Source organism: Streptomyces sp. CGMCC 4.7035 (genome assembly GCF_031583065.1).
In the GTDB taxonomy this organism is placed as follows: Bacteria; Actinomycetota; Actinomycetes; order Streptomycetales; family Streptomycetaceae; genus Streptomyces; species Streptomyces yaanensis.
In genome coordinates, this window is sequence record NZ_CP134053.1 from 8,008,916 (window position 1) to 8,022,075 (window position 13,160).

The following is a 13,160-nucleotide window of genomic DNA, read 5'->3' on the forward strand; positions in this document are numbered from 1 at the left end:
CATGGCTGACCAGTCCACGCCGGAGGCGCCCTCCAAGGGCATCCCTGCCGTTTCCGACACCGCCCCCTCCCCGGGGGTGATCTCGCGGCGGCGGCTCCTCGGGACCGCCGGTGCCACCGGGCTCGCGCTCGGAGCGGCGGGCGGTGCCGCCGGCTACGCCGCCGCACCCTCCGAGAAGGCCGCGCCCCTGACGTCGCTCGGCGCCAACCGGGTGATGTTTCACGGGAAACATCAGCCCGGCATCACCGACGCCCTCCAGGCCCGCGGCCACCTCGCCGCCTTCGACCTGGCCGCGGGCGCGGGTCGCAAGGAGGCTGCCGCGCTGCTGCGCCGTTGGTCGGCCACCGCCGAGCGGCTGATGGCGGGCGAGGCGGCCGCGCACGACGACACCGACATCGCCCGTGACGCCGGCCCGTCGTCCCTCACGATCACCTTCGGCTTCGGCAACAGCTTCTTCTCCCGTACGGGACTGGAGAAGCAGCGCCCCTCCGCGCTGGACCCGCTGCCCGACTTCTCCTCCGACCACCTCGACAAGTCCCGCAGCAACGGCGATCTGTGGGTGCAGATCGGCGCCGACGACGCGCTCGTCGCCTTCCACGCCCTGCGCGCGATCCAGAAGGACGCGGGCAGCGCGGCCCGCGTCCGCTGGCAGATGAACGGCTTCAACCGCTCGCCGGGCGCGACCGCGCACCCCATGACGGCGCGCAATCTGATGGGCCAGATAGACGGCACGCGCAACCCGAAGCCGACCGACGCCGACTTCGACCGGCGCATCTTCGTTCCCGCGTCCGGCGACCCGGCCTGGATGGCGAACGGTTCGTACGCCGTCGTACGCCGTATCCGCATGCTGCTCGACGACTGGGAGAAGCTCTCGGTCAAGGCCCAGGAGGAGGTCATCGGGCGCCGCAAGTCCAATGGGGCGCCGCTGAGCGGCGGCACCGAGACGACTGCGATGGACCTGGCGAAGACCGGCGCCGACGGCAATCTGGTCGTGCCGCTCAACGCGCACGCGCGCATCACCCGGCCCGACAAGAACGGGGGCGCGGCGATGCTCCGCCGCCCGTTCTCCTTCCACGACGGCTTCGACACGGACGGGACGCCCGACGCGGGCCTGCTGTTCGTCTGCTGGCAGGCGGACCCGCTGCGCGGCTTCGTCCCGGTGCAGCGCAAGCTCGACCGTGGGGACGCCCTCTCCCAGTACATCCGCCACGAGGCGAGCGGCCTGTTCGCGGTACCGGGCGGGGCGGCGGAGGGGGAGTACGTCGGGCAGCGGCTGCTGGAGGGGTGAGAGGCGTACGACGGCTCCCGTCGGGACCCATCAGGGCGTTCGGGGCCCATTAGTGTGAGGACATGCCAGCCAGCTACGCGTATCTCGGCCCCGAGGGCACCTTCACCGAAGTGGCCCTACGCACATTGCCCGAGGCCGCGACCCGGGAGCTCGTCCCGGCGGTGTCGGTCCCGGCGGCGCTCGACGCCGTCCGCAACGGCGGGGCCGAGGCCGCCTTCGTGCCGATCGAGAACTCGGTGGAGGGCGGCATCACGACCACCCTCGACGAGCTGGTCGCGGGCGAGCCGTTGATGATCTACAGAGAGGTGCTCCTCTCGATCACCTTCGCGCTGCTGGTCCGGCCTGGCATGCGGCTCTCGGAGATCAAGACGGTCACCGCGCACCCGGCCGCGCAGCCGCAGGTGCGCAACTGGCTGAAGGCCAACCTCCCGGATGCCGCCTGGGAGTCGGCAGCGTCGAACGCGGACGGTGCCCGCCTGGTCCAGGAGGGCCGTTACGACGCGGCGTTCGCGGGTGAGTTCGCCGCCGCGCGCTACGGCCTTCAGGCGCTGGAGACCGGCATCCATGACGCGGAGAACGCACAGACGCGGTTCGTGCTGGTCGGCAAGCCCGCCCGCCCGGCGGCGCCGACCGGCGCGGACAAGACCTCCGTCGTGCTCTGGCAGCGCGACGACCACCCGGGTGGGCTGCGCGACCTGCTGGGCGAGTTCGCCGTACGGGGCGTCAACCTGATGCTGCTGCAGTCGCGCCCGACCGGAGCGGGCATCGGCAACTACTGCTTCTGCATCGACGCCGAGGGCCATATCTCCGACCGCCGGGTGGCCGAGGCCCTGATGGGGCTCAAGCGGATCTGTCTGCAGGTGCGGTTCCTGGGCTCGTACCCGCGCGCGGACGTCAAGCCGGACGACGTACGGGTGCCGCTGCCGGGCACGTCGGACGACGAGTTCATGACGGCGGCGGACTGGGTGGCGCGCTGCCAGGACGGTCGGTTCTAGGGCTTCACAGGCTCCACGGCGGCAGACTCCACGGCCCGGTCCTACCTGTAGATTTTCGCTGTCCACAGAAGTTATCCACAGGTTGGCTTCTCGACCTGGGGACAAGTCGACATCGTCGCGGCCTAAGTCGACAAAACCCTCAACCGGTCCCCAGCCTGTCCACTACCACGTTCGCCACAGTTGTCCACCTGTTTCCTTCGATCAACACTTTGGGACGACCCTTTTACACACGAAAGTGTGTGTGGTGAGGGTTTAGGCGGTGAATTCTCCCTCTCGCCGCGACTTCCGGAATGATCACCCTCGAAATCCACAGATCTTCCGCACAGCCTGTGGATAACCCTGTCACCCGTGTGGACGCCTGTGGACAAGCGCGCCCCAAATCCCGTTCCTCTCAAGGGAGTCGAGTCAACGCGGCGTCGCCGCGCTGCTCCTCCCCGGGGAGCGGCCGACATTTATTGACACATAGCGTCATCAGCTCGTTACGACCCATAAGCCGCGGACCGAAATACAGAGTCGTGAGCCGGAACTCCGCACCGGTAGCCTTGAGGGGTGATTGACCTTCGCCTGCTCCGTGAGGACCCCGACCGTGTTCGCGCCTCCCAGCGCGCCCGTGGAGAGGACGTCGCGCTCGTCGACGCCCTCCTCTCCGCCGACGAGCGGCGCAGGTCGTCCGGCGTCCGCTTCGACGAGCTCCGTTCCGAGCAGAAGGCGCTCGGCAAGCTGATCCCCAAGGCCTCGGGGGACGAGAAGGCCGAGCTGCTGAGGAAGGCCGAGCAGCTGAAGGCCGACGTCAAGGCGGCCGACGCCGAGCAGAACGAAGCCGATGAGGAGACCCGGCGGCTGCTGCTCCAGATCGGCAACCTGGTGCACCCCGACGTCCCGGTCGGCGGCGAGGAGGACTTTGTCGTCCTGGAGACGCACGGCACCATCCGTGACTTCGGCGCCGAGGGCTTCGAGCCCAAGGACCACCTGGAGCTCGGCGAGGCGCTCGGCGCGATCGACGTCGAGCGTGGCGCGAAGGTCTCCGGCTCGCGCTTCTACTACCTGACCGGCGTCGGCGCCTTGCTGGAGCTGGCGCTCGTCAACGCGGCGATCGCGCAGGCCACGGCGGCCGGGTTCACCCCGATGCTGACGCCGGCCCTGGTCCGCCCGCGCGCCATGGAGGGCACGGGCTTCCTGGGCCAGGCCGCCGAGAACGTGTACCACCTGGAGAAGGACGACTTCTACCTGGTCGGCACCTCCGAGGTCCCGCTCGCGGCCTACCACATGGACGAGATCATCGACGCGGAGAAGCTGCCGCTGCGCTACGCGGGCTTCTCGCCGTGCTTCCGCCGCGAGGCCGGCACGTACGGCAAGGACACACGGGGCATCTTCCGTGTGCACCAGTTCGACAAGGTCGAGATGTTCACGTTCGTCGACCCCGAGGACGCCGAGAACGAGCACAAGCGGCTCCTGGACTGGGAGAAGCAGTGGCTGACCTCGCTTGAGCTGCCGTTCCAGGTCATCGACGTGGCCACGGGCGACCTGGGCGCGTCCGCCTCGCGGAAGTACGACTGCGAGGCGTGGATCCCGACCCAGGGCAAGTACCGCGAGCTGACCTCGGCCTCGAACTGCGACGGCTTCCAGGCCCGCCGGCTGTCCGTCCGCATGCGGGACGGCAAGAAGGTGCAGCCGCTGGCGACGCTGAACGGCACGCTGTGCGCCGTGCCGCGCACCATCGTGGCGCTCCTGGAGAACCACCAGCTGGCCGACGGCTCCGTGCGGGTGCCCGAGGTCCTGCGCCCGTACCTGGGCGGCCGGGAGCTCCTGGAGCCCGTCGCCAAGTGAGCACGGCCGAGCCCTCCGGTTTTCCGTACAAGCTGATAGCGACCGACCTCGACGGGACGCTCCTGCGCTCCGACGAGACGGTGTCGGAGCGCACGCGAGAGGCGCTCGCCGCGGCCTGCGCGGCGGGCGCAGCGCACATCGTCGTCACCGGGCGCTCGGTGCCGTGGACGCGCTACGTCCTCGACGACCTCGGCTACCGGGGCCTCGCGGTGTGCGGCCAGGGGGCACAGGTGTACGACGCGGGGGAGCACCGGCTACTGACGTCGCTGACGCTGGACCGGCAGCTCGCGGGTCTCGCCCTGGCGAAGATCGAGGCGGAGGTGGGCCCTCTGCTGCTGGCGGCCAGCCGGGACGGGCTGGACGGCGAGGTCCTCGTCGGGCCCGGCTACCGGGTTCATGACGGACCGCTTCCCTACCAGCCGATCACGGACGCGGCGGACCTGTGGTCGGCGCCGCTGAACAAGGTGTACCTCCAGCACCCGACCCTGAGCGACGACGAACTGGCCGAGGCGGCGCAGCGGGCCGCCGGCGGTCTGGTCGGCGTGACGATGGCGGGCGAGGGAATCGTGGAGCTCCTCCCCCTCGGCCTGACCAAGGCGACGGGCCTGTCGCTGGCGGCACGCCGCCTGGGTGTGAAGGCCACGGAGACGATCGCCTTCGGCGACATGCCGAATGACCTCCCGATGTTCGCGTGGGCGGCACACGGCGTGGCCATGGCCAACGCCCACGAGGACCTCAAGGCTGTCGCGGACGAAGTGACGTTGTCCAACGAGGAGGACGGCATCGCGGTGGTACTGGAGCGGTTGCTGGGTTAGCCGGCTCGGTGTCGTGCGCCGGAAACGGTCGTGTCTTCTTGCGGAGGATGCGCGGGTCGAACGCGCGCGGGGGATAACCCCGACCACGACTTGCTTCTGATCGAACACTGCGCAAGCCGGTGCCTTACCACTCGGCCAATCCTCCGGGTGGGCGGCCCGCGCGAAAGGCAATCGCGCGCTCGAAGCGGCCGCCCCGGGCAGCTCCCCGTGCGGGCGGGCTCGACGGAGGGGTAACTACTCCGGAGCCCGCCGCGGGCTGCCCTGTCGGGAGCTCGGCGTACTGCCGTGCATGGACATCGCCCAGCTCCTCTCCCAGAACGTGGCGCCGGCTCGATCCGGCGTCATGGACACCACCACTGTGCCGGTCCGCCGAATCGGGCGCCACTGAATAAATCCACCGGCACAAATCCACCGGTCTCGCGGCGCGTGCGGCCTCTACCGGCGGCGCCACCTGCGGCGGCGCGCCTTGCTGAAGAACCAGCCGGCGGGCGGCTCGTCGGTGCGCCACGGCTGCGGGTCGGGCGCTTCGTTGCGCCAGCGCGCGGCCAGCATCCGGGCGCGCGCGGACGGCTCCGAGGCCGACGCGGACCGTATGAAGTCCTCGTCGAACACGACGCCGTCCCAGCCGTCCCCGGCCTCGCCCGCCCCGTCTCCCTGTGGTGCCTGAGCTGCCATCCCCGTTTCCTTCCGCTGTGCGTCCCCCTTGCCCAGTGTGCCCAGGCAGGTGTGAGACCGCTGTCAAAAAAGCCTTGAAACAGAGCAAGAAGACTTGAAAGAGAGTGACAAGAAGAAGAGCGGGGGACGAGCCTCCACGCGCGTGCACCTAAGGGATGCACACGCGTGGAGCCGGTCAAAGTCCCGCGGGGCCCCTCACTCCTCGCCGGCCAGTGTCAGCGTCCGCAGCTTCTGTCCCGCGTACCAAGTGGCGGCCACGGTCACCGTGACGAGCAGCACCGTAGCGGTGGGCAGCTTCACGTCCGAGGTGACGAGAGCGCTGTCGGAGACCTTGTGGGCCACGGCGAGCGCCCACTGCTGGACGCTGAGCGTGCGCGCCCCGGAGACCAGCGAGCCGAAGAGCGCCTCCCAGACCAGCGCGTAGACCAGCCCGAAGACCACCGCATGCCGGCTGACCGTGCCGAGCAGCAGGAACATCGCGGCGTACGCGATGGAGGCGACCAGCGCCGCGACCGTGTACGCGACGGCGATCTGCTGGCCGTTGCCGTTGAGGATCATGCCCGCGATGAACGTCGGCAGCGCCGAGAACGCCATGGTGACGGCGATCGCGACGATCAGCTTGGTGAAGATGATCGTGGGCCGCTTCACCGGCTTGGCGAGCAGATACACCACCGAGCCGTCGTCGATCTCGGGCCCGATCGCGCCTGTGCCCGCGATGACGCCGATGATCGGCACCATTGTGGCGAGCGCGAACCCGCCGAGCACGTTCTGGGCGACTTGGTCATCGGGTCCGGTCAGCGTGCGCACGACCGCGGAGATCAGGATCAGCAGGACGGGCAGCGCGCCGAGGATGAGGGCCCTGCGGCGGCCGAGCAGGCCCCGGTAGGTGAGCCGGGCGACTGTGGGGTCGTACATCTTCGGCCTCCTACGCCGCGACCAGATACGAGAAGACGGACTCGAGGGACTCGTCGGACGGCGAGACCGTGAGCAGCCGGATGCCGTGCTCGCGCGCGACCTTCGGCAGCAGGACCGTGAACCGGCCGAAGTCGACCGCCTGGATGCGCAGCGCGCCCTCCGCGAGGTCCACTTCGATGCCCGAGGTCGACGGGTCGGCGATGAGCGCGGCCGCGAGCGCCCGGTCGTCGCTGGAGCGCACCAGGTAGCGGTGCGGGCGGTCGGTCATCAGGCGGCGGATCTTGCGGAAGTCGCCGCTCGCCGCGTGCCGTCCGGCGACGATCACCTCGATGTGCGAGGCCAGTTGCTCGACCTCTTCGAGGATGTGGGACGAGAACAGCACCGTGCGGCCCTCGGCACCCATGCGCCGCAGCAGCTCCATGAGCTGCATGCGCTGGCGCGGGTCCATGCCGTTGAACGGCTCGTCGAGCAGCAGCAGGGACGGGTCGTGCACCAGCGCGGACGCCATCTTCACGCGCTGGCGCATGCCCTTGGAGTACGTGGAGATCTTCCGGTCCTGCGCGTACTCCATCTCGACCGTGGCGAGGGCGCGCTGGGCCGCCTTCGCGCCCAGTCCGTGCAACTCGGCGTTGGCGACGACGAATTCGCGGCCGGTGAGGAAGTCGTACATCGCCTCACGCTCGGGGACGATGCCGATGTGCCTGTAGATCTGCTCGTTGCGCCACACGGGCTGTCCGTCGAGGGTGACGGAGCCGGTGGAAGGGGCGAGGAAGCCGCCCATCATGTTGATGAGGGTGGATTTCCCCGCGCCGTTCGGGCCAAGCAGACCGGTGACACCAGGGCCGACGGTCATGGTTACGTCGTTGACGGCGACCACGTTGCCGAACCAGCGCGAGACGTGGTCGATGGAAAGCGTGGTCACAGTCCGGCCTTTCGGTAGCGGCGCGTCAGCAGGCCGTAGCTGCCCGCGATGAGTCCCAGGACGACGAGGAGGTAGACGACTCCCTGCGCGGCCGAGGGTCCTTCCCCTCCAGGGAAGGAGGAGGACGCGCCGAGGAAGGCGGTCTGTACACCGTCGATGAGCGTGACGGGCGAGAACAGTCCCATCCAGACGATGGCGGCGGAGCCGTCCGATTGGGTCTCCGCGATGGCCTGGATGGTGGAGACCGCCCCGTACGAAATGGTCAGGACGGCGATGACGGCGGCGATGCCGAAGCCGCGCCGGGGCGTGACCGCGGCGATGACCAGGCTGATCCCGGAGAAGAGCAGGGAGAGCAGCGCCACGGAGACCAGTCCCTCGGCGAATCCCTTCGTCTGGTGGGAGAAGTCCAGCTTGGCGAGCAGCGCGCCCACGTAGAGGACCAGCAGGGGCGCGGCGGTCAGGATGAACATCGCCGAGGCCAGGGCCGCGTACTTGGCGCGGACGTAGTCGGCGGTCTCGATCGGACGCGAGAAGTACAGCGGCACGGTCTTGAAGCGCAGGTCGCGAGAGACCGACTGGGGCGCCTGCGAGGCGACGTAAAGACCGATGAGGGCCTGCATGATGATCGCGTAGCGCGTGTATTCGACGGGCAGGTCCTTCGCCTTGGTGGCGACGGCGACCGCCACCATGATCAGCGCGGGCGCGCACATCACCACGAACAGCAGCATCGGCAGCACTTTGGACTTCACCGAGCGGCCGAGGCCGTAGGCCCCGCGCAGGGACTGCGAGTACAGCGAGCGGCGGGCGTAGGCGCGGCCCAGGCGCGGGCCGTCGTACGAGCGGTAGCCGATGTTGTGGATTCGGGTCTGCTCGGCCGCTCGGGCCGTGGGCTGCTCAACCGCCATGGCCGACCGCCTCCTTCCGCTGCTCGTCGCTGTTCTGGAAGACCTCCGCGATGTGGTGCCGGCGTTGCTCCATGCGGACCAGGCCGAGGCCCAGGTCGGCGACGACGTCCCGGACGAGGTCGTACGTCTGCTCGCCCTCCGCGGTCAGCAGCAGGATGTGCCCGGCGCCCGGCAGACCGCTGCCGTCGTGCGCGGTCACCCCGCGCGCGTGGAGCGCGTCGCGCACCGCGCGGGTGCCGTCCGGGTGCTCGTCGGTGTCGGTGACCTCGATCGCGAGGGTCGTGGTGGTCTGGGTGAAGTCCCTGGTGGAGCTGGAACGCAGGAGCTTGCCGCCGTCGACGACCACGACGTGGTCGCAGGTGCGCTCCAGCTCGCCCAGGAGATGGGAGGTGACCAGGACCGAGATGCCGAAGTCCGTGTGGATGCGACGGATCAGGCCGAGCATCTCGTCGCGGCCGACCGGGTCGAGGCCGTTGGTCGGTTCGTCCAGGAAGACCAGCTGCGGGTCGTGGACCAGGGCCTGGGCGAGCTTCACGCGCTGCTTCATACCGGTCGAGTAGCCACCGATGGGGCGGTAGCGCTCCTCGTACAGGCCGACGTGGCGCAAGGTGTCCGCCGTGCGCTCGCGCGCCGCGGCCGGCGGCAGGCCGGACATGCGCGCCATGTGGACGACGAACTCCGTGGCCGACACATCGGGCGGCAGGCAGTCGTGCTCCGGCATGTACCCCACGCGCTCGCGGATGGCGCCGCCCTTGGTGGCGACATCGAGTCCGAGCACCTCGGCACGGCCCTCGGTGGCGGGGGACAGACCCAGCAGGATCTTGATCAGTGTGGACTTGCCGGCTCCGTTGGCACCGACGAGCCCCGTCACACCGGGTCCGACGTCCACGGAGAGCCGGTCAAGCGCGGTCACCCTCGGGAACCGCTTGCTCAGGCTTTCGGTCGCGATCACAGTCACGTCATCGACAGTAGTGACGCGGACCACTGCCGTCGTCAGACCGCAGAGCTGTCTGCGGGTCAACCTCCAGTCGTACGGGCCCGTAGGGGTACCGACCCTGAGGTCGAACACCGGGCGGTCACACGGGCCGCGTTGTCCACGTCGCCATGGTTGTCCACAGGCTGTGCACCCGCCTGTTGACGCGGCCTCTAACAACTGCGACATTCACCGGAGTCACCTTACGAACACGTACCGCTGTCGACGCACACGGAGCGGTGACATCGACGGCGGTGGCGGGGGAACTCTGTGGTCGATCTGCCGCATGTGCGGTGCTGGATGGAGGGCACATGACAGCGCGCGAGCGCCGGGTGCGGACGGGCGGAATAGAGCTGTGCGTGGCCGAGTTGGGGGACGCGGCACAGCCGACGATCGTCCTCGTGCACGGTTATCCGGACAGCAAGGAGGTCTGGTCGGAGGTGGCCGTCCGCCTCGCCGAACGCTTCCATGTCGTGCTCTACGACGTTCGTGGCCACGGCCGGTCCACGGCGCCGAAGCCGCTGCGCGGCGGGTTCACGCTGGAGAAGCTGACGGACGACTTCCTGGCGGTCGTGGACGCGGTCAGCCCGGACCGGCCGGTGCACCTGGTGGGGCACGACTGGGGCTCGGTGCAGTCCTGGGAGTTCGTCACCGTGAAGCGCACCGAGGGCCGGATCGCGTCCTTCACCTCGATGTCCGGCCCGTCCCTGGACCACTTCGGGCACTGGATCAAGCAGCGGATACGGCGGCCGACCCCGCGCCGGGTGGGTCAACTCCTCGGCCAGGGCGCCAAGTCCTGGTACGTGTACCTGCTGCACACCCCCGTCGTGCCGGAACTGGCCTGGCGCGGCCCGCTCGGCAGACACTGGCCCAAGATCCTCGAGCGCGTCGAGAAGGTCACCGGAGACGGCTACCCGACCCCCTCGCTGCCCACGGACGCGGCACACGGCGCCTGGCTGTACCGCGACAACGTACGGTCCCGGCTGAGCCACCCGCGCACCGACGCGTACGCGCACGCGCCCGTGCAACTCATCACGCCCCTCGGCGACTCGTTCCTGTCGGAGCGGCTGTACGACGAGCTGGAGCTGTGGGCACCGCGGCTGACCCGCCGTACGCTGCCCGCCAAGCACTGGATTCCCCGCACCCGGCCCGATCAACTGGCCATGTGGATCACGGAGTTCGTGACCTCGGCCGAAGCCGGACGGCCCGCGCCGGTGGCGAGCGGCCGGTACGCGGACCGGTTCGGCGGACAGCTGGTGCTGGTCACCGGCGCGGGCAGCGACATCGGGCGGGCCACGGCGTGCGCCTTCGCCGAGGCCGGCGCGCGCGTGGTGGCCGTCGACCGGGACCCGGAAGGCGCGGCCCGCACGGCAGAGCTGTCCCGGCTGAACGGCGCCCCGGAAGCGTGGGCCGAGACGGTCGACATCTGCGACGAGCAGGCCATGGAGAAGCTGGCCGAGAAGGTCGCCCTCGCATACGGGGTGGTGGACGTGCTGGTGAACAACTCCGGTACCTCCCCGTCCGGTTCCTTCTTCGACACGACCACCGAGGACTGGCGGAAGGTCCTCGATGCCGGCCTGTGGGGCGTCATCCACGGATGCCGGATCTTCGGGAGGCAGATGGCCGAGCGCGGACAGGGCGGCCACATCGTCAACACCGCGCCGGCGGCGGCGTATCGGCCGTCCAAGGCACTACCCGCCTACAGCACCTCCGAAGAGGCGGTCCTGGCGCTCAGCGAATGCCTCCGCTCCGAGCTCGCCGGCCAGGGCATCGGGGTGTCGGCGCTCAGCCCAGGCTTCGTCAACACGCCGCAGAAGGTCGCGGACGCCGTACTGCGGGCCGTCGTGCGCAACCAGGCGGTCGTGCCGGTTACTTGGGAGGCGCGCGGGGCACGCCTGATGTCCCGCTTCACGCCCGGCGCACTGCGCGCGATCGCACGGTTGAGGCCGCCGCGGTGACCGACGTCCACTGTCGAACTTCCCATCTGGCTGGGGCTGTTCACCAAGTGCTTTTTGCGTGAGCCCGTTTGGCGTGAAGTAATTCGCGCCTGTGTCACCATGCCCGGCCGAACAGCCGGTCGTCCCATATGGATTGGACGAATAGGCGATACATCGCATGAAAATGTACATAGTTGACGAACTACCCTGAAACGACTGCCGAGTTGTCCACAGAGTCGTCAATTAGCCTGTGGATAACCACACTTGGTTGTGGATCAAACATCCGGCACAAAATCATGTGCGTGATCCGCGTCTCTCCCGCACGCTGGAAGGATGACAGAAGGGAACGACGAGAGACGCACCGTCAGGGTGTCGAAATACCTCTCGAAACACCTGCGGCACCAGCCGGAGCGGATCGGGCTCACCCTCGACGACGGCGGCTGGATCGAGATCGACACGCTGCTCGCCGCGGCGGCCGCGCACGGCTTCCGCATCACGCGGCACGAGCTGGACCATGTGGTCGCCGCCAACGACAAGAAGCGCTTCGCGATCGAGGGCACCCGGATCCGCGCCAGCCAGGGCCACAGCATCGAGGTCGACCTCGGGCTGCCCCCGGCGACCCCGCCCTCGTACCTCTACCACGGCACCGTGGCGCGCAATCTGGACGCGATCCGCGCAGAAGGCCTGCGGCCGATGAACCGCCACGACGTGCACCTCTCGAAGGACCGCGAGACCGCCACCCGCGTCGGCGCCCGCCGCGGCCGTCCCGTCGTCCTGACGGTGGACGCCGCCGCCATGCACCGCGACGGCCACATCTTCCACGTCAGCGCGAACGGGGTATGGCTCACCAAGGCAGTACCCCCGCAATACCTGCGTTTCCCTGGCCCCCACTGACGCATGTCCTACGTTTCCACGGGTCCTACTGATCAAGCCCAGGAGACGACCACTCCGTGCTTCCCCTTACGCTCGACGCATGAGTCTGCGTCTGAGCACCGTGATCCTGCCGTACCTCCGCTGGCACGAGGGCGGGCGTTCCGCATGGCAGCGTGCGGAGCAGCTCGGCTTCCACACCGCGTTCACCTACGACCATCTGTCGTGGCGGTCCTTCCGCGACGGGCCGTGGTTCGGTGCCGTGCCGACGCTGACGGCCGCGGCCGCCGCCACCGAGCGGCTGCGCCTCGGCACCCTGGTGACCTCGCCGAACTTCCGGCACCCGGTCACCCTCGCCAAGGAGCTGATCTCCCTCGACGACATCTCCGGCGGCCGGATCACGCTGGGCATCGGCGCGGGCGGAACCGGCTTCGACGCCACCGCGCTCGGCCAGGAGCCCTGGACCCCGCGCGAGCGCGCCGACCGGTTCGGCGAGTTCGTCCCGCTCCTCGACCGGCTGCTCACCGAGGACTCCGTCTCATACGAGGGCGACCACTACTCCGCGCACGAGGCGCGCAACATCCCGGGTTGCGTCCAGCGCCCCCGGTTGCCGTTCGCGGTGGCCGCGACCGGGCCGCGTGGCCTGAGGCTCGCCGCGCGCCACGGTCAGGCATGGGTGACGACCGGCGACCCGAAGCTGTACGAGACCGGCACCCCCGAGCAGTCTGTGCAGGCCCTGCGTGCGCAGACCGAGAAGCTGGCCGACGCTTGCGCCGCGATCGGACGTGATGTGACGCGGCTCGACAAGATCCTGCTCACCGGTTTTACCCCGGACCGCGGCCGTCCGCTGGAGTCCCTGGACGCGTTCGTCGACTTCGCGGGCCGGCACGCGGAGCTGGGCTTCACCGACCTGGTGATTCACTGGCCCATCCCCGACTCCGACTTCGCGGCGGACGAGAAGGTCTTCGAGCGGATCGCCATGGAGGCCCCGGCACAGCTTGGCTGAGCATGACGGCGTGTGACGGTGCTGGTGAGAAG

12 protein-coding genes and 1 tRNA gene are annotated in these 13,160 nt (G+C 69.4%); 7 read left to right on the forward strand and 6 right to left on the reverse strand.

From position 1 onward, the window contains the following. Position 1 precedes the first annotated feature (1 nt). The 4 genes from efeB to Q2K21_RS35345 all read left to right on the forward strand — a co-directional run bounded on the left by efeB (position 2) and on the right by Q2K21_RS35345 (position 4,925). Complete coding sequence (efeB, locus tag Q2K21_RS35330; RefSeq protein ID WP_310780319.1) at positions 2–1,288, forward strand: iron uptake transporter deferrochelatase/peroxidase subunit; 1,287 nt, start codon at positions 2–4, stop codon at positions 1,286–1,288. Positions 1,289–1,350: 62 nt separating this feature from the next. Beyond that, positions 1,351–2,283 (forward strand): prephenate dehydratase, encoded by a 933-nt coding sequence (pheA, locus tag Q2K21_RS35335; protein ID WP_310780321.1) that lies wholly within the window; start codon positions 1,351–1,353, stop codon positions 2,281–2,283. A 549-nt stretch (positions 2,284–2,832) separates the two neighbouring features. Next, positions 2,833–4,110, forward strand: a complete 1,278-nt coding sequence (serS, locus tag Q2K21_RS35340; protein WP_310780323.1) for a serine--tRNA ligase — start codon at positions 2,833–2,835, stop codon at positions 4,108–4,110. Next, complete coding sequence (locus Q2K21_RS35345; protein ID WP_310780325.1) at positions 4,107–4,925, forward strand: HAD family hydrolase; 819 nt, start codon at positions 4,107–4,109, stop codon at positions 4,923–4,925. The genes serS and Q2K21_RS35345 overlap by 4 nt, the downstream gene beginning before the upstream one ends. Before the next feature lie 41 nt (positions 4,926–4,966). On the opposite strand, the gene Q2K21_RS35350 is transcribed toward Q2K21_RS35345, so the two are convergent. The 6 genes from Q2K21_RS35350 to Q2K21_RS35375 form a co-directional block, all read right to left on the reverse strand. Continuing rightward, positions 4,967–5,070, reverse strand: a tRNA-OTHER gene (locus tag Q2K21_RS35350). 290 nt (positions 5,071–5,360) lie between these two features. Beyond that, a complete protein-coding gene (locus Q2K21_RS35355; RefSeq protein WP_310780327.1) occupies positions 5,361–5,600 on the reverse strand; it encodes an SGM_3592 family protein in 240 nt (79 codons plus the stop codon). A 195-nt stretch (positions 5,601–5,795) separates the two neighbouring features. After that, a complete protein-coding gene (locus tag Q2K21_RS35360) occupies positions 5,796–6,515 on the reverse strand; it encodes an ABC transporter permease (RefSeq protein WP_310780329.1) in 720 nt (239 codons plus the stop codon). A gap of 10 nt (positions 6,516–6,525) precedes the next feature. After that, positions 6,526–7,437 (reverse strand): ABC transporter ATP-binding protein, encoded by a 912-nt coding sequence (locus Q2K21_RS35365; protein WP_310780331.1) that lies wholly within the window; start codon positions 7,435–7,437, stop codon positions 6,526–6,528. Beyond that, positions 7,434–8,342 (reverse strand): ABC transporter permease, encoded by a 909-nt coding sequence (locus Q2K21_RS35370; RefSeq protein ID WP_310780333.1) that lies wholly within the window; start codon positions 8,340–8,342, stop codon positions 7,434–7,436. The genes Q2K21_RS35365 and Q2K21_RS35370 overlap by 4 nt, the downstream gene beginning before the upstream one ends. Next, entirely contained in the window at positions 8,332–9,294 is a 963-nt protein-coding gene (locus Q2K21_RS35375; protein WP_310781399.1) for an ABC transporter ATP-binding protein, read from the reverse strand. Before Q2K21_RS35375 ends, Q2K21_RS35370 begins: the two co-directional genes overlap by 11 nt. A gap of 332 nt (positions 9,295–9,626) precedes the next feature. Between Q2K21_RS35375 and Q2K21_RS35380 the strand changes: the two genes are divergently transcribed. The 3 genes from Q2K21_RS35380 to Q2K21_RS35390 all read left to right on the forward strand — a co-directional run bounded on the left by Q2K21_RS35380 (position 9,627) and on the right by Q2K21_RS35390 (position 13,128). Beyond that, on the forward strand, positions 9,627–11,273 hold the full coding sequence (locus Q2K21_RS35380) for an SDR family oxidoreductase (RefSeq protein WP_310780335.1): 1,647 nt from the start codon (positions 9,627–9,629) through the stop codon (positions 11,271–11,273). Between the two features lie 312 nt (positions 11,274–11,585). After that, a complete protein-coding gene (locus Q2K21_RS35385; protein WP_310780337.1) occupies positions 11,586–12,146 on the forward strand; it encodes an RNA 2'-phosphotransferase in 561 nt (186 codons plus the stop codon). A gap of 79 nt (positions 12,147–12,225) precedes the next feature. Then, complete coding sequence (locus Q2K21_RS35390; RefSeq protein ID WP_310780339.1) at positions 12,226–13,128, forward strand: LLM class flavin-dependent oxidoreductase; 903 nt, start codon at positions 12,226–12,228, stop codon at positions 13,126–13,128. The last annotated feature ends 32 nt before the right edge of the window (positions 13,129–13,160 follow it).